Source organism: Telluria mixta (assembly GCF_029223865.1).
GTDB classification, from domain to species: domain Bacteria; phylum Pseudomonadota; class Gammaproteobacteria; order Burkholderiales; family Burkholderiaceae_D; genus Telluria; species Telluria mixta.
Genome location: NZ_CP119520.1, coordinates 3,719,348 through 3,741,996 on the forward strand (window position 1 = coordinate 3,719,348; position 22,649 = coordinate 3,741,996).

Genomic DNA, 22,649 nt, shown 5'->3' on the forward strand with positions numbered 1-22,649 from the left:
AGCCCACCCGGAATGGGCCCGCACAAGCACAACAGGCGATCTCGCTAGTCGATCTGCCTTCCAGATTCACTATTTAGATTTGACGGATGCGTCCTCATGTGGACCGCATCGGCCTGAACACGACTGAACGAAACGAAAGGATACGATCATGCTCGAACAAGAACTCAAAAACCAACTCGCCGGCTACCTGCAACGCGTCCAGCAACCTTTCGAGATCGTCGCCTCGCTCGACGACAGCGACACGTCGAAACAGATGCTCGACCTGCTGCAGACGATCCAGGACCTGCGCGCCGACAAGATCACGCTGCGCACCGATGGCAACGACGCCCGCAAGCCGTCGTTCACCCTGAAGCGTGTCGGCACCGACATGAACCTGCGCTTCGCCGGCCTGCCGCTGGGCCACGAATTCACGTCGCTCGTGCTGGCGCTGCTGTGGACGGGCGGCCATCCGCCGAAAGTCGAGGCCGAGACGATCGATGCGATCAAGGCGCTTGACTCCCACTACGAATTCGAGATGTACATGTCGCTGACCTGCCATAACTGCCCGGACGTCGTGCAGGCCCTGTCGCTGATGGCGATCATGAACCCGCGTGTGAAGACGACCGTGATCGAAGGCGGCGCGTTCCAGGCCGAAGTCGAGTCGCGCAAGGTGATGGCCGTGCCGATGGTGTTCCTGAACGGCGAACTGTTCGGCTCGGGCCGCATGCTGATCGAAGAGATCGTCGCCAAGCTGGACAAGGGCGCCGGCGCCCGTGACGCTGCGAAGCTGAACGCGAAGGACCCGTACGACGTGCTGATCGTCGGCGGCGGCCCGTCGGGTGCGGCAGCGGCCGTGTATGCGGCCCGCAAAGGCATCCGTACCGGCGTCGCGACGGAACGCTTCGGCGGCCAGGTGAACGACACGATGTCGATTGAGAACTACATCTCCGTGCTGGAAACGGACGGCCCGAAATTCGCGGCCGCGCTGGAAGCGCAAGTGCGCCACTACGGCGTCGACATCATGACGCAGCAGACGGCGGCGAAAATCATTCCGCCGTCGGCGCCGGGCGAACTGGTCGAAGTGCAGTTCGCGAACGGCGGCTCGCTGAAGTCGAGCACCGTGATCCTGTCGACGGGTGCGCGCTGGAGGAACGTGAACGTGCCGGGCGAGCAGGAGTACAAGAACGCCGGCGTGAACTACTGCCCGCACTGCGACGGCCCGCTGTACAAGGGCAAGCGCGTGGCGGTCATCGGCGGCGGTAACTCGGGCGTGGAAGCGGCGATCGACCTGGCCGGTATCGTCGAGCACGTGACCCTGCTGGAATTCGCCCCGCAGCTGAAGGCGGACGCCGTGCTCGTGAACAAGGCCGAGAGCCTGTCGAACGTGACGATCCACACGAACGCACAGACGACCGAGATCACCGGCGACGGCAGCAAGGTCAACGGCATCAAGTTCAAGGACCGCCTGAGCGGCGAGGAACACCTGGTGCAACTGGCCGGTGTGTTCGTCCAGATCGGCCTCGTGCCGAACACCGAGTTCCTGAAGGGCACGCTGGAACTGTCGCGCTTCGGCGAGATCGTCGTGGACGACCACGGCCGCACCAACATCCCGGGCGTGTTCGCCGCGGGCGATGCGACGACGACGCCGTTCAAGCAGATCGTCATCGCGGCCGGCGACGGGGCGAAGGCGGCACTGTCCGCGTTCGACTACCTGATCCGCATGCCGGTGGCCGTCGAAGCCGCTTAAGGCAAGCTGGTCGTAAAAGCCCGGACGAGAGACCGTCCGGGCTTTTTTGTTTCCAAAAACCGGGGTCAGAGCTAATGCCGGTCACTTAAGGACTTGACCGACGCGATCCAAGGGCTAGAACGGATTTATGTTCAACGTAAATCCGTTTTCTATCATGGCTCTGCAACTTGACCTGGATTACTCGGCCTCGCTGACGCCGCAGGAATTTGACCGTTTCGCCAGCCTTATCGATCCGGCGTGGATCGATGAGGCTTTGCAACAGACTGGCACTGTGTCGGTGCGTCGTCGTCGGTTACCGGCCGATCGGATGGTCTGGCTGGTAATTGGACTGGCATTGTTTCGAAACGAGCCGATCTGGCATATCGTCAAACAGCTCGATCTTGCCGATGGCCCGGCAGCCAGCACACCTGTCCCCAGTGCTTCAGTGGCGGGGCGTGAGCGTTTAGGCGAAGCCCCATTGGAATGGCTGTTCAAGCGGACGGCAAGCTGCTGGGGTGAGCGTGCCCCAGCGGAGAGTGCGCTGTTTCATGGCCTGCGCAGTTATGCTGTTGATGGCGTGGTCTGGTCGGTGCCGAGCACGCCAGAAAACGAAAGGGAGTTTGGCCGGCCCCGGGGAGGTGACGGACGTGATGGCGCTTGGCCGCAATTGCGTGCCGTCTGCCTGATGGATACCCACAGTCACCTGCTGCGCGCCGTCGACTTCGGAGAGTGCCAGACAGGTGAGCTGAGCTATGCAAAGACACTGATACAGGCTGCGCCTGATAACTCGCTCACGATTTTTGATCGAGCCTATTTCTCGGCCGCGTTTCTACTGGACTGGCAACGGTCGGGCCTGCAAAAGCATTGGCTGATACGCACCAAAACCTCGCTGTGTTATGAGGTAGTCTGCCAGGTGGCTCCCGGTGACTGTCTGGTACGGCTTCCCGTCTCACCTCAGGCGCGTCGGCAGCATCCGGATCTTCCCTCGCACTGGCAGGCTAGACTGATCGAATGCACGGTGGGCGGACAGCCTCGACGATTTCTCACCTCGCTGTGCGATGCGCATCGTTTCCCCGCGCGTGACGTCGCCGCACACTACGTGCAGCGATGGGAGATCGAACTCGGTTTCAGGGAAATGAAGCAAGGCATGCTGAAAAAAGCGCCTGTCCTGCGCAGCAGGCTGCCGGAACTCGTGCGCCAGGAAGTATGGGGAATGTTGATCGCCTACAACCTGCTGCGCCATGAAATTGCCCAGATGGCCACTGAACTGAACGTGCCACCGCAGCGCCTCAGCTTCCAATGGCTGGCCCTGGCCATCGTTACCGCGCTGTACCACTGGCCGCTCGAAACACCCGGCACCTTCCCCAAGCGATTGGCATCGCTACGTGAACAAGCACGTGCCTACCTTCTACCAGAGCGACGAACACGCTCATATCCGAGAACAATAAAATCCAGGAAATCCAAGTACCCAACAAAACATGCCAGCCCCGCTTAACTGACTGGCATTAGGGTCAGAGCCCGGTTATTGGAAATTTCCCAAAATCGGGCTCTGACCCCGGTGTTGCTTTACGGTAGCGCAGGGCCAGTGCCGCCAGCACGCAGCCCGTCGCGAACACGGGCAGGCCGGCCGGTTCCGGCACCGGGGTGGCGGTCACGAATGCGGCGTCGGCCCAGACCGTGGCGGGTGCGCCCGGCATCAGGTCGATCGATGCGACGTTGCCGCTCGTGCCCGGGACGTAGTTGTCGAGCGCCGCGTTCACCAGCGCAATCCCGAAGCCGGTGCCGATCGCGCCGCCGGGCGCGATGTCGAAGGCGGCGTCGAAGCTGAGCAGGCCGCCGAACGTCACGGCCTGCAGCAGTTCGTTGAACGTGGGGCCGTTGCCGAACGTGACTTTGGTGCCGATGTCGCCGCCGACGTCGCCCGCCGGCAGCGCGGTGCCACCGAACGCGCCGGTGAAATGCGTCAGCGTGGCCGTCGCCGGCGTCGCGCCTGCCAGAGCCGCGAACGTCAGGTCGAGGTAGCCGGTGCCCGTCAGGCCCGACGTGTCGACGGTGAAGTGATACATCGGCCCGGCGAACGCGGTGTTCGCGCCGCCGGCGAGCGCCAGTGCCAGCAGGGCGCGTGTGAAGAAGGATGTCAGGTGCTTGATCATGGCGGAGTCTTTCAGAACGTGATGCCTTGGAGTTTCGGGGTGTAGGCGATGGCGCCCTTCGATGGGTTGCCGAACGTCGTCGTCACGGTGACGGTGGCGCCCGGGGCGATCTGGTTCACGGGCAGCGTGATGTACGGCACGCCGTTCACGTCACCCTGCCTGTTGTCGAGCGTGACACCCGCCGTGAGGCCCTCCACCACGAGGCGCAGGGTCGACGCGGCGATCGTCGCGCCCGTGGTATTGGTAAAGGACACCGTGCCGCTGAACTGGCTCGTGAAACGGTTCGCCGTCAGGCCGCTCTGCACGACCTTGACGCTGGCCGTGAGGTCGGCGACGGCCGGCTGGCTGACGAAGGTGCTCACGCTGGACGGTTCGAGGTCGGCGCTGGCGCCGCCCGCGATGACCGGGTAGTCGCCCGCATAGCTTTCGTTCGTCGCGGCCGACGTGACGTAGCGTTTCAGGGTGCCGGGCGCGCCGCTGCCGAACGCCAGGTTGACGCGGCGCTGCGCCGTGCCGTTGTTGACCGCGACGACGACGACCTTGCCGTCGCCGCCCTTGTACGCGGTCACGTACACGTCGGGGTAGGGGTTCTGCGTGGCGCCGATGCGCACGTAGCCGGGCCGCACGAATTTCGCGTACTGCGACATGATCCACCCGCGCTTGCTGACGTTGCCGTCCTCCGTGATCAGCCCGTAGAAGCGGCGGATGTACCACCACACGTAGGCGCTGTAGTTCGCGGCCATGCTGCGGTGGACCTCGATCGCCACCGGCATCGCCTTGGCCCAGTCGTTGGCGTCCGACGTGCTGTCGGTGTAGTGCTCCGTCATCCACACCTCTTTGCCCTTGGCGCGCGCGAGCGGGTAGTCGCTGGGCGTCGTGCCGTACAAATGGCCCGCCACGATGGACAGCTGGGCCGCCGCGCCCGCGTCGTTCAGGATCGGATCGGACAGCACCTTGCGCATGCCCAGCGATTCCGGCGCCATCAGCTTGAGGCCGGCAAAGCGCGGCCCCTGCGACTTGATGAAGTCGATGAACTGGGCGGAGGTCCACTGGCAGCCCTCGTAGTCCGGATCCCAGTCCGGCTCGTTCTGCACGGAGATGCCGTACAGCTGGGCGCCGTTCGTGCGCATGTAGTCGGCGAAGCCCAGCAGGTGCGTCGCGTAGTCCGGGTAGTAGCTCGGGATCAGGCTGCCGTGCGCGATGGCGTTCGACGTCTTCATGTACGGCGGCGGCGTCCACGGCGTGGCGAACAGGGTGACGCCCTTCGCCTTCGCCAGCTTCGCCGTCGGCACCTGCGTGGCCCACGCGCTGCTGGACGGGTCGATGCGCATCCGCATGACCGTCAGGCCGATCTGGCCCGGGCCCGTGCCGAACGCGGTGTCGACCTGGGCCGGCGTCAGGTCGGCGATCCAGCCCGCGCCGTTATGCCCGCCGAACCCGCGGATGACCTGGTAGGTCGTCGCGGGATCGATGGCGACCGTCTGCGCGACGGCCGCGGGGAGCGCGGACATCGCGAGCAGCGGCAGGCTCCATCGTAATAAACGTTGTTTCAACATGACTCATCTCCTCCTGGGTTGGTTTTATTGACTTACTGACTTACAAAAGTGTTGACGCTGCCGGGATCGATCCACGCGGTCGCGACGCCGGCCGTGACCGTGTACTGCCCCGCATACCCGGTGTTGTCCGTCGACGTGGTGCGGTATTTCGTGAAGCCGGGGGCGGCACTGCCGACCTGCAGCTGCAGCTGGCGCTGCGACGTGCCGTTGTTGATGGCCACCACGACCAGCTTGCCGGCGGTGTTCTTGTAGGCCGTGACGAAGACGTCGGCATACGGCTTTTCCGTCGCCGCGACGCGCACGGCGCCGGGGCGGACGTATTTCGCGAACTGGGCCATGATGTAGCCGCGCTTGCTGACGTTGCCGTCCTCCGTCAGCAGGCCGTACGGGCGTCGGATGTACCACCAGACATAGGCGCTGTAGTTGGCCACCATGCTGTTGTGCAGTTCCAGCGCGACCGGCATCGCCTTCGTCCAGTCGTTTGCGTCGGACGTGCTGTCGGTGAAGTGCTCCGTCATCCACACCTCCTTGCCCTTGGAACGGGCGAGGGGATAGTCGCTCGGGTTCACGCCGTACAGGTGGCCGGCGAGGATGTCGAACTGCGGCGCGGCCGTCGCGCTGTTGAGAATTGGATCGGTGAGCGGTTTATAGAACGTGGCGGACTCGCCCGCGATCACCTTGTAGGTGCCGAAGCGCGACCCCTGGGAGGACAGGAAATCGATGAATTGCTGCGAGGTCCACAGGCAGCTTTCGTAGTCCGGGGCGAAGTCCGGTTCGTTCTGGATCGAGATGGCGTATAGCGCGGCGCCGCCGGCCTGCATCGTGCTCGCGAAGTTCAGCAAGTGCGTGGCGTAGTCGCCATAGCGGCTGGGCAACAGGCTTCCCTGGACGAGGCTGTTATTTGTCTTCATGTCCGCCGGCGGCGTCCACGGCGTCCCGAACAGGATGGCGCCTTTCGCCTTGGCGAGTTGCGCGGACGTCAGTTGCGTGGACCACTTGCTGGGATCCGGATCGATGCGCAGGCGCATGATGGACAGGCCGATCTGGCCCGTGCCGGTGCCGAACGCGGCGTCGACCTGGGCAGCGGTCAGCTCCGCCGCCCAGCCGGCACCGCTGAAGCCGCCGAAGCCGCGCACGGTCTGGTACGTCGTGGCCGGGTTGATGGCGACCGTCTGCGCGGATGCGCTGGCGGCAAAGGCGGACAACAGGAGAATCGCCGCCGCGACGCGGCGGGTGGTGCGCGAAAAAGCATGAGGCATGAACGTCTCCGTGATCGGTTGATTGCCGGGCGGGGGCGGCCCGGGAGTTCACTGCGTGTGCTGCTTTTGCTGCGGACCCGTGCCGGGATCGCCGGCGGGCAGGACGAGCGACGCCAGTGCCCGATGAGGGCACGAGGTCGCTGTGAAAAAGCGGACTGTCGTAGCGCGCGATCAGCGCCGGAACAAGAGCGGGATGAGGCGAGGAAGGGAACGCGGCGGGCGACGCGTGATCGGGGTGTGTGGCATATCTCCTCCGTTTATTGTTATTTACTGTTATTTCACAAATTTATGTTTGCGATAACATTTTTGTTGCAACTATCTTATGCCTCGGGGGATGCGCGATCAAACCAAAGATTGTTAGCAATAATTCACAAATTGTATTTATGCTAACCGGGTGGAGGCTCTGTCGCGGGCGTGCCGGCGCCGCTGGCCGTCGCGCCGCTCGAACCGGATGGAAGAAGGGACAGGATGGGCGCCCGTGCCGTCCAGCCCGAACTCCAGCGCATGGCGCAGGGCGCGCACGGTAACCGGTTTCGTGACAGTGGCGCTGAACGCGTGGTACAGCGGCGGGAAGGGCTCGTCCTCGTCGAGCAGCAGGACTGTCGGCGTGCCGGAGGCCAGGCGGGAGAGCTCGCCGGGCAGCGAGCGCCGGTCGCCGGCGGCGTGCGCGCTGGAGGTGAGGATCACGTCGAAGTGCAGCGCCTTGGTGGCGTTCAGCGTCGCCTGCGTCGTCGTCGTCTCGGCAACCAGGTAGCCGAGCGATTTGAGCAGGGTGGCACTGTGGCGGCGTGCGGCCGCGTCATCGTCGTATATCAGGGCGTACTTCATGATGAGTCCTCCTGCCTTGGGTATGGCGGCCTCCTCGTATTGTTCAACTGTCAATTTGTAACAAATGATGCGAACGGCTTGTTCGGCCTAGCGATGGGCGCGCCAGCGGGCGAACGCATCCACGCGTGCGGCGCACACGCGGGACCGGAGAGTCTGCAACGAGGTCGACTGCGATTGGATGCGCTGCATCGTCAGTGGAGGAACATCGGCGCAAAGCCGCCCAGCGCATCGGTCTCGCACAGGAGCCACGTTGCCATGCCAGTGAGCGCTAGCCAGGCTGCGGTAAAGGGAGCGGGTAAGAAGCGGATCATGATGAACCTCCGGCATACGGATTGCTGTCGTGTTGATGTCATCTTAGAACGTGTGCTTGAGAGAAACTATCGGCTGGCAATCCGTCACTCTGTAGGAATAAAGCTCGTCGCCTTGTATGACCGCTAGTGGGCGCTCGTGCATAGCCTCCTACGGTTGCTGTAGGTTGCGTCCTATGGTGTGTCGCCGTGCTCAGGCTTACATTGGCTGCATCATGACCACACACGATCCCAGACTCCTCCACAAGGGTGTGCTCGCGGTACGCCGCAACACCATCCGCCGCCTGCTGCATTCGGTGTTCGGCATCGAACACCTGCGCGACGGCCAGCAACGCGTGATCGACAGCGTCCTCGATGGCAGGGACACGCTGGCGATCATGCCGACCGGCAGCGGTAAATCGCTGTGCTACCAGATCCCGGCCCGTATCCTCGACGGCATGACGGTCGTCGTCTCGCCGCTCATCTCGCTGATGAAAGACCAGCTGGAAAAGCTCGGGGAACTGGGCATCCGCGCGGAGCAGGTCAACAGCAGTCTGTCGGCGGAAGAGGAGAGGACGGCGCTGGCGGCGATCGAGGAGGGTCGCTGCGAGATCGTGTTCTGCACGCCGGAGCGCCTCACGATGCCCGAGTTCGTCGACGTACTGAAGGCCGTCAGGATCGCCCTCGTGGTCGTTGACGAAGCCCACTGCATCTCGCAGTGGGGGCACGATTTCCGCCCGGCCTATCTCGAGATGGGCGGTGCGATCGAGGCACTGGGCCGCCCGCCCGTGCTGGCGCTGACGGCGACCGCGACGGAAGACGTCGTCGAGGACATCGGCCGCCAGTTGAACCGTCCAAAGATGAACGTCATCAACACCGGCATCTACCGGCCGAACCTTCAATATGCCGTCGTGCAGGTGACGAACCCGGACGAGAAACTGCAGGAGGCACTGCGCCTCGTGCGTGAAACCCAAGGAACGGGCATCGTCTACGCCGCCACCGTCAAGATGGCCGAGGAGATGCACCAGGTGCTGCTGGACGCCGGCGAATCCGTCACGCTCTACCACGGCAAGCTGCCCGCCGCCGAGCGCAAGGCGAACCAGGAACTGTTCATGAACGACGAACGGCGCGTGATGGTGGCGACCAACGCGTTCGGCATGGGCATCGACAAGCCGGACACGCGCTTCGTCATCCACTTGCAGATCCCCGCGAACCTGGAAGCCTACTACCAGGAATCCGGCCGCGCGGGCCGCGACGGCCAGGATGCCAGCTGCACCCTGCTGTTCCTGCAGGACGACAAGCGCGTGCAGCAGTTCTTCCTCGTGAAGCACTACCCGACGGCGGACGAGATCCGCGCCGTGTACGAGGCCGTGCACGCGCTGGCCGGGAACGAGACGGCGACGCCGGACCGCGTGGACGATGTGGCCGGCGAGCTGGCCGGGCCGCACCTGAAGGTGTGCCTGAAACTGCTGAAGGATGCGAAGCTGCTGCGCCAGAACCGCAAGCTCGCGTACCTGCCCGGCAGCGCGACGCCCGACGATAAACTGTTCACGGCGATGGCCGAGGTCTATCGCCAGAAGCAGGAGCGCGACAAGGAAGCGCTGGAACAGATGGTATCGTATGCCGTGAGCGGTTTCTGCCGCTGGAAGCTGCTGCTCGACTATTTCGGCGACGAGGTCGAAGGCTTCGAGAAGTGCTGCCGCTGCGACAACTGCCTGAATCCGCCGGCCGCCGTGCTGACGGAGGAGATCGAAATCCGCGACGACGAATTCGACCGCGAACCGGAAGGCCAGGCGCCCGCCGGCCCCGCGTTCGACACCGGCGCGCGCGTGACGGTGCCGAAATATGGCGAAGGCGTCGTGCTCTCCATGGCCGGGGACCAGGTCCACATCGAATTCCCGGACGGCGAGCAGCGCGCGTTCCTCGCCGACTTCGTGACGCCAGCGTAACAAGGAGGACGCCAACCGCATGGGAGACATGGTCGTCGTACGCAAGGAAGGCCTGTACTGTGTGCCGGGCCAGTTCTACATCGACCCGTGGCGGCCGGTCGACCGGGCCGTCATCACCCATGCGCACGGCGACCACGCGCGCTGGGGCCATAAGCATTACCTGGCCTCGAAGCAAAGCGTCGGTATCCTGAAGTCGCGCCTCGGCCAGGACATCAACATCGACGGCGTCGACTATGGCGACAAGGTCGTCCACAACGGCGTGACGATCTCGCTGCACCCGGCCGGCCACGTGCTGGGTTCGGCCCAGATCCGCATGGAGTACGAAGGCGAGATCTGGGTCGCGTCGGGCGACTACAAGGTCGAGCCGGATGCCACCTGCGCCCCGTTCGAAGCCGTGCGCTGCCACACCTTCATCACCGAATCCACGTTCGGCCTGCCGATCTACCGCTGGGATCCGCAGCAGGACGTCTTCGACGACATCAACGGCTGGTGGCGCCGCAACGCGGAAGAGGGCCGCACGAGCATCCTGTACGCCTACGCGTTCGGCAAGGCGCAGCGCCTGTTGTGCGGCCTCGATCCTTCTATTGGTCCCATCGTCTGCCACGGTGCCGTCGAGCCGCTGAACCGCATCTACCGCGAGGGCGGCGTGGTGCTGCCGCACACGCAGATGGTGAGCGAGACGGACAAGGCCGATCTGAAAAAGGCGCTCGTGCTGGCGCCGCCGTCCGCATCCGGCTCGCCTTGGACGCGCCGCTTCGGCGATTACTCCGACGCGTTCGCGAGCGGCTGGATGCTGCTGCGCGGCGCGCGCCGGCGGCGCGGCGTCGACCGCGGCTTCGTGCTGTCCGACCATGCCGACTGGCCCGGCCTGCTGGACGCGATCCACGCCACGGGCGCGCAGCAGGTGATCGTCACGCACGGTTCGATTCCCGTGATGGTGCGCTGGCTGTGCCAGATCGGCCTCGATGCGAAAGCGTTCGACACGGAATACGGCGAGGAGGACGACGAAGCCGTCGGCGCGACGCCCGGCGAACCCCAGGTCGAACAAGAGCCAGGGGAGGCGAAGGATGCGTGAATTCGCCCGCCTGTACGCCGAACTCGACGAAACCACCGCCACCAACCGCAAGCTTGAGGCGCTGCAGAATTACTTTGCCAGCGCCGCCCCGGAAAACGCCGCGTGGGCCGTGTACTTCCTCGCCGGCGGCAAGCCGCGCCAGGCCGTGCCGAGCAAACTCATGCGCCAGTACGCCATCGAATACGCGGGCCTGGACGACTGGCTGTTCGACGAATCGTACGCCGCCGTCGGCGACACGGCCGAGACCATCGCCCACATCCTGCCGCCCCCGAAACACCACAGCGACGTGGGCCTGGCTGTGTGGATGGAAGAGCGTATCGGCCCGTTGCGCGGCGCCGATCCGGGCACGATCCGCGCAGCGCTGTTCTCGTACTGGGACGAACTCACGTGGCGCGAACGCTTCCTGTTCGGGAAGCTGATCGGCGGCGGCTTCCGCGTGGGCGTGTCGAAGCTGCTCGTCACGCGCGCGCTGGCGTCCATCGCCGCGGTCGATTCGAAGCTGATCGCGCAGCGCCTGATGGGCTGGACGGATGGCCGTGTGAAGCCGACGGCGGCGGGTTTCCTGCAGCTGATCGCGGCGCAGACCGACAACGAACACAAGCTGCGCGGCGGCCAGCCTTATCCCTTCTTCCTCGCGCACCAGCTGCAGGGCGAACCTGGCGCTCTGGGCGACATGGGCGACTGGCAGGTCGAGTGGAAGTACGACGGCATCCGAGCGCAACTCGTGCGGCGCGGCGGGCAGAACTACCTGTGGTCGCGCGGCGAGGACCTGATCACGGAGCGCTTTCCCGAACTGGCGGGTTTATCTCTGCCGGAAGGGACGGTCGTCGACGGCGAGGTGCTGATCTGGACGACAGGCGATTCACCGGCACCGTTCGCCGACCTGCAGAAGCGCATCGGCCGCAAGACCTTGTCCGCGAAATTGCTGGCCGAGCTGCCGGCGGTGCTGCTCGCGTACGACCTGCTGGAACTGGACGGCGTCGACACGCGCGCGCTGCCCCAGCACGAGCGGCGCGCGCTGCTGGAGACGCTCGTCACGGGCGCCGCGCAACCGCAGCTGCGCATCTCCCCGCTCGTGACCGCCGACAGCTGGGACGACCTCGGCAAGCTGCGGGCGGAATCGCGGGCGCGCGGCGTCGAAGGCATGATGCTGAAGGCACGGAACGCGCAGTACGGCGTAGGCCGCACGAAGGATGTGGGCACGTGGTGGAAGTGGAAGATCGATCCGTATGCCATCGACGCGGTGCTGATCTACGCGCAGGCGGGCAGTGGACGGCGCGCGTCGCTGTACACGGACTACACGTTCGCCGTGTGGGATGGCGAGGGCGACGCGCGCAAGCTGGTGCCGTTCGCGAAAGCCTATTCCGGCCTCACGGATGCGGAGATCGCCCAGGTCGACAACATCATCCGCAAGACGACGGTGGAAAAATTCGGGCCCGTGCGGTCCGTGAAGCCGACGATGGTGTTCGAGATCGGCTTCGAGGGCATCGCGCTGTCCACGCGCCACAAGGCCGGCATCGCCGTGCGCTTCCCGCGCATCCTGCGGCGGCGCGACGACAAGCCCGTCGAAGAGGCCGATACGCTCGATACGTTGAAAGGCCTGCTGGGAGCCGTCACGCCATGACCAAGACACAGGCGGAAGCGGCGGTCGACGCCTGGTTCGCAGCGCGCGGCTGGAAGGTATTCCCGTTCCAGCGCGCCGTGTGGAAGGCCGCGCTGGCGGGCGAATCGGGCCTGCTGCATGCGAACACGGGGGCCGGTAAAACGTACGCCGTGTGGTTCGCGGCGCTGCTGCGCGGTGCCAATCGGAGTCGCCGCGCGAACGCGGGCCTGCGCGTGCTGTGGATCACGCCGATGCGTGCGCTGGCGGCGGACACGCAGCGCTCGCTGGAAGTGTCCACGGCCGAACTGGCGGCCGCGAGCCCGGACGTCATCGGCACGTGGACGATCGGCGCGCGCACGGGCGACACGGGCGCGGCCGAGCGCGCGCGCCAGTCCAAGTCGCTGCCCGGTGCGCTGATCACGACGCCGGAAAGCCTGTCGCTGCTGTTGTCCCATGCCGCCGCGCGCGACCAGTTCAGGCACCTCGACATGATCATCATCGACGAGTGGCATGAGCTGATGGGCAGCAAACGCGGCGTGCAGGTGCAGCTCGCGCTCGCCCGGCTGCGGCGCTGGAATCCGGGCCTCGTCGTGTGGGGCCTGTCGGCCACGATGGGCAATCTGGCGGAGGCGCGCAGCGTGCTGCTGGGCGATCCGGATGCGGGCGTGCTCGTCGAGGGCGACCTGAAAAAGCAGATCGTCGTCGACTGCCTCGTGCCGCAGAGTGTCGCGCGTTTTCCGTGGGCCGGCCACCTGGGCCTGCAGATGCTGCAGCCGGTCATCGCCGAGATCGAGAACCACGAGGCGACGCTGGTCTTCACGAACACGCGTTCGCAATCGGAGCTGTGGTACCAGAACATCATCGAAGCGCGTCCGGACTGGGCGGGCCTCGTCGCGCTGCATCACGGTTCGCTCGACCGCGAGGTGCGCGAATGGGTCGAGACGGGCCTGAAGCGCGGCGACCTGAAGGCCGTCGTGTGCACGGCGAGCCTGGACCTGGGCGTGGATTTCCTGCCCGTCGAGCGCGTACTGCAGGTGGGCAGCGCGAAAGGCATCGCGCGGCTGCTGCAGCGTGCGGGCCGCAGCGGCCACGCGCCGGGCCGTATCTCGCGCGTGACGCTCGTGCCGACGAACAGTTTGGAATTGCTGGAAGCGGCCGGCGCCAAGCGTGCGGTGGCCACGCGCCGCATCGAAGCGCGGCAGGTGCCGAACAAGCCGTTCGACGTGCTCGTGCAGCACCTCGTCACCGTCGCGCTGGGCGGCGGCTTCCGGTCCGAGGACTTCTACGAGGAAGTCAAAAGCGCGTGGTCGTACCGCCACCTGACGCCGGAGGAATGGCAGTGGGCGCTGGATTTCGTCGCGCGCGGCGGCCAGAGCCTGACGATTTATCCGGAGTACAAGCGCGTGCTGCCGGACGAGGAGGGCGTCTATCGCGTGCCCGACGTGAAGATCGGCCGGCGCCACCGCATGGGGATCGGGACCATCGTGTCGGATGCGCAGATGCAGGTGAAGTACGTGAGCGGCGGCCGCATCGGCAGCGTGGAGGAATCGTTCATCGGGCGCATGAAGCCGGGCGACCGCTTCCTGTTCTCCGGCCGCATCCTGGAACTCGTGCGTGTGCACGAGATGACGGCGTACGTGAAGCGCTCGGAATCGACGCGCGGCGCCGTCAGCCGCTGGCAGGGCACCAAGATGCCGCTGTCGTCCGAGCTCGCGCACGCGGCGCTGGAAGAACTCAAGCTGGCCGGCGAGGGCGTCTATGACGGGCCGGAGATGCGCGCGCTGCAGCCGCTGCTGGAAATCCAGGCCCGCTGGTCGGCGCTGCCCGACAGCGACGTGCTCGTCGTGGAAAGCATGAAGAGCCGCGAGGGCTACCACCTGTTCGTGTACCCGTTCGCGGGACGGGCCGTGCACACGGGGCTCGCGTCGCTGTTCGCGTACCGCGTGGGCCGCGTCATGCCCAGCACGTTTTCCATCGCGATCAACGATTACGGGCTCGAACTGCTGGCGCCCGAAGCCGTGGACTGGGCCACCGTATTCGACGCGGAGACGGGGGCCGACGTCGGCCTGTTCGACACGTCGCACCTGCTGGAGGACGTGCTGGACAGCCTGAACGCGACGCAGCTGTCGCAGCAGCGCTTCCGCGAGGTGGCGCGCATCGCGGGGCTGATCTTCCAGGGCTATCCGGGCCAGCATAAATCCATGCGCCAGGTGCAGGCGTCGTCGTCGCTGTTCTTCGAAGTCTTCCGCAAGCACGACAGCGGCAACCTGCTGCTCACGCAGGCCGAGCGCGAAGTGCTGGAGCAGGAACTGGAACTCACGCGGCTGCGCGACACGCTCGTCGAACTGCATGCGCGCCGCATCGCGTTCCGCGAGGTGAAGCGCGCCACGCCGTTCGGCTTTCCGCTGATGGTCGAGCGCTTCCGCGAAAAGGTCAGCACGGAAAAGCTGGCGGACCGCGTCGCGCGCATGGTGCGGGAACTCGAAAAGGCGGCCGAGGCATGAGCAACGTCACGGTCGACGTCGCCGGCGAACAGCTCGTGCTGCTGCCCCAGAAGGCCGTGTACTGGCCGCGCGAAAAACTGCTGGCCATCGCCGACATCCACTTCGGCAAGGCGGCCGCGTTCCGCTCGTTCGGCATTCCCGTGCCGCGCGGGACGACGACGGAAAACCTCGACGCCCTCGACGCCCTCATCGATGCGACGGGCGCGAATCACGTGCTGTTCCTCGGCGACTTTTTGCACGCGCGCGCGGCGCACGCGGCGGGCACGCAGGCCGTCATGCTCGCGTGGCGCCGGCGGCGCTGCGATCTCGTGCTGACGCTCGTGCGCGGCAACCACGACAAGCACGCGGGCGACCCAGCCGACGTGCTCGGCATCGACCTCGTCGACGAGCCGTTCACGCTTGGTCCGCTGTCCTTCTGCCACCATCCGGACCTGGCTGCGCCCGGCTATGTGCTGGCGGGGCACGTCCACCCAGTTTATGTCTTGGCGACACGTTTCGACGCCCTGCGCCTGCCGTGCTTCGTCTTAGGGCCGCGTCGGATGATCCTGCCGTCATTCGGATCTTTTACCGGTGGACACAGCATCCACCCAGAGGAGGGCGACCGCATTTTCGTTACCTCCGGGGAAGCCGTGCACAGCGTTCGCTAACGCACCGAGCCCGACATGAGCGCGGCGTAAGCTGGTCTTATCGACAACAAGACGAAGTCGGAGGATCCCATGGCAACAACCCGACAGACATTGGCCGCAGCCGTCGTGGCAGCGCTGCCTTTGCTCTCGATGACCGTGACGACGCCCGTGCAAGCGCAGGATCACCCGCGCGCGGCCCGGCTGGCGCCCCGCATCGACGGTTTCAACGTGGACGAAGTGCGGCGCCTGGAACCGGGCACCGAGCTGAACTTCGACCTGTACGGCACGCCGGGCGGCTATGCCACCCTGCGCATCGATGGCGCCACGCGCAACCTGACCTTGCAGGAAACGTCGCCGGGCACCTATCAGGGCACCTACACGATCAGCACGCACGATCGCATCAACCCCGGCAGCGCCGTCACCGCGAACCTGCGCGTGAACGACATGGTCACGACGCGCCTGCTGGCCGAATCGATCGTGCGCGGCCCCGGCCGTGACGACCGCAGCGACCGCACCGCGTCCAACATGCCGCACGTGGAGCGTTTCGACGTGCGCGGCAGCGACGACCTCGGCCCGGGTAACGAGCTGAAATTCACCGTGCGCGGTACGCCGGGTGCGAAGGTCGAGGTGCAGATTGCCGGTTCGCGCGGCATCTTCTTCCTGCCGGAAGTGCGGCCAGGCGAATACAGCGGCCTGTACACGATCCGCCGCGACGACCGTATCGCGCCGGATGCGGCCGTGACGGCCACGATCCGCGCCAACGGCCGCTATTCGACGGCCACCTTGGGCCAACCGCTGATGGCGGGCGGCAATGGCCAGGGTCTCAATCCGGCGGGCAGCCAGCCGCGCGTGGCACGCTACTGCACGAATTGCGCGACGGTGGAAGCCGTCAACGTCGTGCAGGTCAGCGGCGACGGCAGCTATCTTGGCACCGGTGCCGGCGCCGTCGTGGGCGGCCTCCTGGGCAACCAGGTCGGCAGCGGCAGCGGACGCACGGCGGCGACCGTCGCGGGCGCTGTCGGCGGCGCGATCGCGGGCCGCGAGATCGAACGCAATGCCAATGCGCGCCAGCGTTTCGAAGTCGTCGTGCGCTATGCCAACGGTGCCACGCAGACGATCCCGTACGAAAACAATCCGGGCTTCCGCGTGGGCGACCGCGTGAAGGTCAGCGATGGCGTGCTGATCCGCGACTGAAGATCAGCACCAGAAAACAGAAAGCCGGCTTCCGCGCGGAACCGGCTTTTTTCGTTCGACGGCAGGATCGTGCGTGGTGCTGCTCAGGCCGTGGCCAGGACCTGGCCGTCGCCGGCGCTGTCCGCTTCGGCCTTGTGCTTGGCGTTCTGCTTGGCGCGCGAGCGCGACGGCGGCAGTCGGCGCAGCGTCTTGAGGGCTTCCGGATCCTTGATGCCGATGGTGCGCTGGTCGACCGTGATCAGGCCGATTTCGTTGAAAGCGGACAAGGTGCGGCTGACCGTCTCGAGCGTCAGGCCGAGATAGCTGCCGATCTCATGGCGCGTCATGCGCAGGTTGAACAGTTTGCTCGAATACCCCATCGCGGCGAAACGTTCCGCCAGCGAGATCAGGAAGCGTGCCACGCGCGCTTCGGCCGAGAGGGCCCCGAGCATGCCGATCATGGCCTGTTCGCGTACCAGTTCGCGGCTCATCACGCCGTACATCAGGTTCTCGAGCTCGGCATGCACGCGGCCGAGCGCGGTGAGCTTCTTGAACGGCACGAGGATCAGGTCGCAGTCGGACAGGGCGACGGCTTCCGACGCGTAATGGCGCGTGTGAATGCCGTCGACGCCGAGCATGTCGCCCTTCATCGGGAAGCTGAGGACCTGTTCGTTGCCGAACTCATCGATCAGAACCGTTTTCAGGAAACCGGAGTTGACGATGTACAGGGTGTCGAACGCCTGCCCGATCGTGTGCACGCGCTGTCCGGTCTTGAACTGGACGTGCTGGAACAGGAGTTCTTCGGTGTTCATCGAGACGGCGGCCGGGATGTGAAGCAGGTCGCAGACCTCTTTCAGGTTCGACCAGAGACGGCCCTGGCGTTGGCGTCCGGCTTCCATCTGTGACGAGTGCAGGGTCGACGGGGAGGCGTTGCGTTGTTCTGAAGTTAGCTGGGACTGCATACTCATCTCCAGGTTTAGGATTTCAAAGAACTAAGCTGCGGTCCGGTGGTGCCAGTGCGGTATCGGAGCCACAGAGCTGACTGGATACGGATATGGACCGCAGGCAAGTCGAAACGCTGAAGTCAGTATGCCAACACGAGTCCGGCATTAATATCAGCAACGGCTGAATGTGTAGTAGGAGGGAGCGTCAGCTTGTAGGAGTTTTCTTACCGTTCAACTGCCAACGGCGGGAAGTCACGAGTGAAGCGCGTGTAGGATTACGCGAGCGGGCGGCGGGCCCTGCATGGCCGGAAAAGGCCGGAAAAGGCCGGGGCAGGGCACGAAAAGTGTCGCTTGAATGTCAAATATGTTTCGTGCCGTGCCGTTCAGGCTTTCATCGGCGCAAGCAGACGATGCGCCACCGCATACTGGACCATTTCCGACAGCGAGGTCATGCCCATTTTCTGCATGATGCGGGTCTTGTGCGTGCTGACCGTCTTGACGGACAGGTGCAGGTTGTTCGCGATCTCGGTGATCGATTTGCCGCCCACGAGGAGCGAGAACACTTCGAATTCGCGATCCGAGAGTTGCTTGTGCAGCAGCTGCTCGTTCGGCGCCATGATGTTCAGCGCCAGTTGCTCGGCCACTTCCGTGCTGATGTACGGGCGGCCGGAAGCCACCTTGCGGATCGCACCGACGAGCTGCGTGCCGGCACTTTCCTTGGTGAGATAGCCCTGGGCTCCCGCCCGGATGGCGCGCACGGCGTACTGTTCTTCCTCGTGCATCGTCAGGATCAGGATGGCGAGCTTGGGCGCTTCGCTGCGCACCTGGCGGATCAGGTCGACGCCGCTGCGGCCGGGCATGGACAGGTCCAGCAGCAGCAGGTCGAAGCCGCCCTGGCGTACCAGCGACAGCACTTCGAAGCCGTTGATGGCTTCGCCGACGATCTCGATGTCGAGCGCGCCGTCGAGGATACGTTTGAGACCCTCGCGCATGATCGTGTGGTCGTCGGCGATGACAATGCGAATCATAGGATGTCCCTTAGGGATCAATTGTAAAATGAAGGTAAAAAGATATCACAGCGGCAACACTGCCGTTGCCTTTTTTTCGGACAATGCCTGCTGTCCGATGCGGCGCCGCGGCGTCGCGGTCACTTCGGCAGGTGCGTCAGGTACCGGGCTCCCGGATCAGGCGGTGCACGAGCACGGGCTTGGTCGTATGGGACAGCACCTTATTGGTCACGCTACCTAGCAGCAACTGTCCCCAGCCGCTGCGGCCGTGCGAACCCATGAAGATCAGGTCGCAGTGTTGCTGTTCCGCCACGTCGACGATTTTCAGCGCCGCCGCGTCGGAAAATGCCGTCATGCAGGCATGCTTCAGGCCGCAACCCTCCGCCGCACGCATGATCGACCCCATGTATTCCTCGCCCAGGCGCTGCATCTGCTGGGCATATTCCTCTTCGCTGGGGTAGGCGGGCGGCACGATCTCGACATAAACGGGATACTGGTACTCGGGCGCGACGAACAGGGCGAGGACTTCGGCCCCCATCTGTCGTGCAAACTTGACGCCGGCGCAGGCGGTGTGCTGCGATACCGCGGAGCCGTCGGTGGTGATCAGAATCTTCTGGTACATGGTGAGCCCTCCCTCACGTCACGCTACCTTCTCATTGTAGTTCGCGTTTCCCCTCTTGGCGGAATGTAAATGCTTGATCTTTCTCAGGGATGTGCTCGGCTTTCGGCGCCCAAATACCAGATGTCACAAATGCCTCCGCGATAAAAAAATACAACACATACTTTGTGAAAATAATCAGAAAACGCTGTAAAAGATTGTCGACAGACCAAGATTACTCACCAATCGGCAACGCCGGCATTTCAGAAGATTTACCTACGGCAACCACGCTGATACACTCGTCGGAAATTTGTACCGTCAGCGTAATGACGGCAGCAGTACCGCACACAGCAAAGATCATCGCGACATTTAAATTATGGAGAAGCAGGGACTATGACCGACGCCGCTGACGATTTCGACGCATTATTCGAGGAAGTGGCAGCGCAGCGTGCCAGCGCACCCGCTGCCGCTCCGACGCCGGCGCCCGCGCCCGAGCCCGCCGCCGGCGGCGACAGCGGCGATACCGACGACCTGGAGGCCCTGTTCGACCAGGTCGCGGCCACCAGCGCCCCGGCTCCGGCCGTCGTGTCCGTACCGGCCGCTCCGGCCGCCGCCGCACCGGCCGAGACCGGCGAGGACGAACATGAAAAAGGCATGTACGAGCGCCTGGGCGGCATCGTGCGCCTGCTGCACGACTCGCTGCGCGAACTGGGCTACGACAAGGCGCTGACCGAGGCGTCGTCCCAGATCATGGACGCGCAGGACCGCCTGGAATACGTCGCCACCCTGACCGAACAGGCCGCCAACAAGGTGCTGAACACCCTGGACGACGGCATGCCGGCCCAGGACCTGCTGTCCAAGCAGGCCAAGGACATGGAAAACCGCTGGGATGACCTGTTCGCCGGCAAGCTCTCGATCGAACAGTTCAAGGCCCTGGCCGGCGATTCGAAGCAGTTCGCCCAGCTGGTGACGGAAGCGACCGAAGCCGAGAAAGCGCGCCTGCTCGAGATCATGATGGCCCAGGACTTCCAGGACATCACCGGCCAGCTGATCAAGAAAGTCGTCGTCATCACCAAGACCGTGGAGAACGAGCTGACCCAGCTGCTGAAGGACAGCGCGCCGCCGGACGTGAAGGAAAAGCTGGCGCAGAAACAGGCGGCACAGGAACAGCCGCAGCAGCCGCAGCAACTGATGTCGGGTCCGTCGGTGCCGACCGTGGCGCTCGACCAGGACAGTGTCGATGACCTTCTTGCCGATCTGGGATTCTAATGGATGAAATGCTCAAGGATTTCGTCGTCGAGGCGATGGATCTTGCAGCGAATGTCGAAGAGCATCTGCTGCACCTCGAACGCGATCCCGACAACAAGGAAACGCTGAACGCGGTGTTCCGCTCGTTCCACACCATCAAGGGTGGCGCGGGTTTCATGGGGCTGCCGGCGCTCGTCGCCGCCTGCCACCTGACGGAAAACCTGTTCGACGCGCTGCGCACCGGCGCGGCCCCTGTCACGCCGGGTGCGATCGAAGCGTCGCTGCAGGCGTCGGGCTTCGTGGCCGACCAGCTCAATGACCTGAACAACGGCGCCACGCCGGACCAGCTGCCGCAGATGCCGGCCGACCTCGAGCGCATGCTCAAGGATGCGATCGCCGGCCAGGACGCCGTGCCTGCGCCGAAGGCCGCGCCAGCGCCTGCGGCCGTGAAGGCTGCGCCGGCGCCGGTCGCGGCCGCACCGGCACCTGCACCGGTGCGCGCACCGGCCGCGCCGGGCGCCGACGGTCTCGATTGGGAAGCGATGTTCATGGCGGTCGTCCCGCCGGGCACCTATACGCCGAGCCAGGCGCCGGTGGCCGCCGCAGCGCCTGAAGTGGCTGCCGCGCCTGCCGCTGCGCCGGTCCAGGCCGCCCCGGCCGAGACGGCCGCAGCCGCACCCGCAGCCGCCGCGTCCGGCAAGCCGGGCTGGGACGGCGTCGAGCGCCGCAACGAGGCCAAGCCGGCCAGCACCGGACCCGCGAAGGACGAGAGCATCCGTATCGACGCGGTTAAGCTGGACGCGCTGCTGGAAGTGGCCGGCGAATCCGTGCAGGCCGCGAACCAGGCGGCCGTGCTGCTGGAGCGCCTGTCGCAGTTCAAGTTCGAAGGCCAGGCCGCCACCCTGATGGCCACGCTGACGGAAACGCTGGAGCGCGCGTCGCGCTATTCGGCCGAGCTGCAGCGCGCCACTTTGGCGACCCGCATGCAGCCGGTCGGCCGTCTGTTCCAGAAATTCCCGCGTCTCGTGCGCGAGCTGGCGAAGGACCTGGGCAAGGACGTCGAGCTGACGATCGAAGGCGCCGAGACGGAAGTCGACCGCGTCGTCGTGGACAGCCTGTACGACCCGCTCGTGCACATGCTGCGCAACGCGCTGGACCACGGCGTCGAGGGCCCGGAAGACCGCGTCGCCAACGGCAAGCCGGCCAAGGCGTTCATCCTGCTGAAAGCCTGGCAGGAAGCGAACAGCGTCATGATCGTGCTGCAGGACGACGGCCGCGGCATGGACCCGGCCAAGCTGCGCAAGAAGGCGATGGAGAAGGGTCTCATTTCCGAGAACCAGGCCACTAGCGACGACGAGGCGTACCAGCTCGTGTTCCTGCCGGGCTTCTCGACCAAGGAAGTGGCGTCGTCGGTCTCGGGCCGCGGCGTGGGCATGGACGTGGTCAAGACGGCCGTCGAGAAGAACCGCGGCGCGATCCGCATCGACTCGAACCTGGGTACCGGTACGAAATTCTCGATCCGCCTGCCGATCGAACTGTCGATCGTGCCGACCATGCTCGTGTCGACGTCGGGCGCGCAACTGGCCCTGCCGATGGCGGTGGTCGAGCGCGTCGTCGAACTGCCGGAGACCTTCATGCAGGTCGGCGGCGCCCCGGTGCTGAAAGACCAGGGCCGTCCGCTGCCGGTGCGTTCGCTGGCGCTGTCGCTCGGCTACGAGGCGTGCGTGGAGCGCGTGGGCATCGTCATCAACGCCCCGCAGCCCTACATCATCGCGGTGGAAGCCGTCGACGGCACGGCCGACCTGGTGATCAAGCCGATGACGGCGCTGAACGTCGAAGGCATCACCGGTACGGCACGCTCGGCGGAAGGCTCGCTCGTGCTGGTCGTCGGCCTGTCGTTCCTGATGGACGGTTGCCGCTCCACGGTGCGTCTTGCAGCATAAAAGGGCATAAACCGCGGCTGAGGCATTTTTGCCACAAAGCTACGAAAAGCCTGCGCAGGAAATGCGCGGGCTTTTTTTATTTGCATGTCTGGATATCCGTCCGAACAAAATTTTTATATGGATGAGTTCATTGAAATAATCGTGCTCGAAGGGCATTGCTTCCGCATTGCACAAATATGGCATAATCAAAG

Annotated in this window: 17 protein-coding genes; 10 read left to right on the forward strand and 7 right to left on the reverse strand. The window is 65.0% G+C overall.

What is annotated here, in order from left to right:
• Positions 1-148: 148 nt before the first annotated feature.
• Complete coding sequence (ahpF, locus tag P0M04_RS16540) at positions 149-1,726, forward strand: alkyl hydroperoxide reductase subunit F (RefSeq protein ID WP_259451484.1); 1,578 nt, start codon at positions 149-151, stop codon at positions 1,724-1,726.
• A 127-nt stretch (positions 1,727-1,853) separates the two neighbouring features.
• Positions 1,854-3,200, forward strand: coding sequence for an IS4 family transposase (locus P0M04_RS16545; RefSeq protein WP_281042231.1), 1,347 nt, complete (start codon positions 1,854-1,856; stop codon positions 3,198-3,200).
• Between the two features lie 16 nt (positions 3,201-3,216).
• Here the strand turns inward: P0M04_RS16545 and P0M04_RS16550 are convergent, their stop codons facing one another.
• The 4 genes from P0M04_RS16550 to P0M04_RS16565 form a co-directional block, all read right to left on the reverse strand.
• A complete protein-coding gene (locus tag P0M04_RS16550; protein WP_281042027.1) occupies positions 3,217-3,858 on the reverse strand; it encodes an NF038129 family PEP-CTERM protein in 642 nt (213 codons plus the stop codon).
• An 11-nt stretch (positions 3,859-3,869) separates the two neighbouring features.
• Positions 3,870-5,414, reverse strand: a complete 1,545-nt coding sequence (locus P0M04_RS16555; protein WP_259452879.1) for a glycoside hydrolase family 30 protein — start codon at positions 5,412-5,414, stop codon at positions 3,870-3,872.
• A 32-nt stretch (positions 5,415-5,446) separates the two neighbouring features.
• The gene (locus P0M04_RS16560; protein WP_259452880.1) at positions 5,447-6,673 is read right to left on the reverse strand and encodes a glycoside hydrolase family 30 protein; all 1,227 of its coding nucleotides are present in this window, start codon (positions 6,671-6,673) and stop codon (positions 5,447-5,449) included.
• Positions 6,674-7,054: 381 nt separating this feature from the next.
• Positions 7,055-7,501 (reverse strand): response regulator, encoded by a 447-nt coding sequence (locus P0M04_RS16565; protein ID WP_259452881.1) that lies wholly within the window; start codon positions 7,499-7,501, stop codon positions 7,055-7,057.
• Between the two features lie 523 nt (positions 7,502-8,024).
• Between P0M04_RS16565 and P0M04_RS16570 the strand changes: the two genes are divergently transcribed.
• From P0M04_RS16570 to P0M04_RS16595, 6 genes are all read left to right on the forward strand, one after another.
• A complete protein-coding gene (locus P0M04_RS16570; protein ID WP_259452882.1) occupies positions 8,025-9,737 on the forward strand; it encodes a RecQ family ATP-dependent DNA helicase in 1,713 nt (570 codons plus the stop codon).
• Positions 9,738-9,756: 19 nt separating this feature from the next.
• Complete coding sequence (locus P0M04_RS16575; RefSeq protein ID WP_259452883.1) at positions 9,757-10,812, forward strand: ligase-associated DNA damage response exonuclease; 1,056 nt, start codon at positions 9,757-9,759, stop codon at positions 10,810-10,812.
• Complete coding sequence (locus P0M04_RS16580; protein WP_259452884.1) at positions 10,805-12,436, forward strand: ATP-dependent DNA ligase; 1,632 nt, start codon at positions 10,805-10,807, stop codon at positions 12,434-12,436. Before P0M04_RS16575 ends, P0M04_RS16580 begins: the two co-directional genes overlap by 8 nt.
• Positions 12,433-14,919, forward strand: coding sequence for a ligase-associated DNA damage response DEXH box helicase (locus tag P0M04_RS16585; protein WP_259452885.1), 2,487 nt, complete (start codon positions 12,433-12,435; stop codon positions 14,917-14,919). Before P0M04_RS16580 ends, P0M04_RS16585 begins: the two co-directional genes overlap by 4 nt.
• Positions 14,916-15,566, forward strand: coding sequence for a ligase-associated DNA damage response endonuclease PdeM (gene pdeM / locus P0M04_RS16590; RefSeq protein WP_259452886.1), 651 nt, complete (start codon positions 14,916-14,918; stop codon positions 15,564-15,566). Before P0M04_RS16585 ends, pdeM begins: the two co-directional genes overlap by 4 nt.
• Before the next feature lie 69 nt (positions 15,567-15,635).
• The gene (locus P0M04_RS16595) at positions 15,636-16,739 is read left to right on the forward strand and encodes a glycine zipper 2TM domain-containing protein (RefSeq protein WP_259452887.1); all 1,104 of its coding nucleotides are present in this window, start codon (positions 15,636-15,638) and stop codon (positions 16,737-16,739) included.
• An 83-nt stretch (positions 16,740-16,822) separates the two neighbouring features.
• Here P0M04_RS16595 and P0M04_RS16600 read toward each other — a convergent pair whose 3' ends face one another.
• From P0M04_RS16600 to P0M04_RS16610, 3 genes are all read right to left on the reverse strand, one after another.
• Positions 16,823-17,617 (reverse strand): Crp/Fnr family transcriptional regulator, encoded by a 795-nt coding sequence (locus P0M04_RS16600; RefSeq protein WP_036232920.1) that lies wholly within the window; start codon positions 17,615-17,617, stop codon positions 16,823-16,825.
• A 428-nt stretch (positions 17,618-18,045) separates the two neighbouring features.
• Complete coding sequence (locus tag P0M04_RS16605; RefSeq protein WP_036232923.1) at positions 18,046-18,690, reverse strand: response regulator; 645 nt, start codon at positions 18,688-18,690, stop codon at positions 18,046-18,048.
• Positions 18,691-18,826: 136 nt separating this feature from the next.
• Complete coding sequence (locus P0M04_RS16610) at positions 18,827-19,291, reverse strand: universal stress protein (protein ID WP_259452888.1); 465 nt, start codon at positions 19,289-19,291, stop codon at positions 18,827-18,829.
• A gap of 369 nt (positions 19,292-19,660) precedes the next feature.
• Between P0M04_RS16610 and P0M04_RS16615 the strand changes: the two genes are divergently transcribed.
• Both P0M04_RS16615 and P0M04_RS16620 read left to right on the forward strand, forming a co-directional pair.
• Entirely contained in the window at positions 19,661-20,536 is an 876-nt protein-coding gene (locus P0M04_RS16615) for a protein phosphatase CheZ (RefSeq protein WP_259452889.1), read from the forward strand.
• Entirely contained in the window at positions 20,536-22,458 is a 1,923-nt protein-coding gene (locus tag P0M04_RS16620; RefSeq protein ID WP_259452890.1) for a chemotaxis protein CheA, read from the forward strand. The genes P0M04_RS16615 and P0M04_RS16620 overlap by 1 nt, the downstream gene beginning before the upstream one ends.
• Positions 22,459-22,649: the final 191 nt, after the last annotated feature.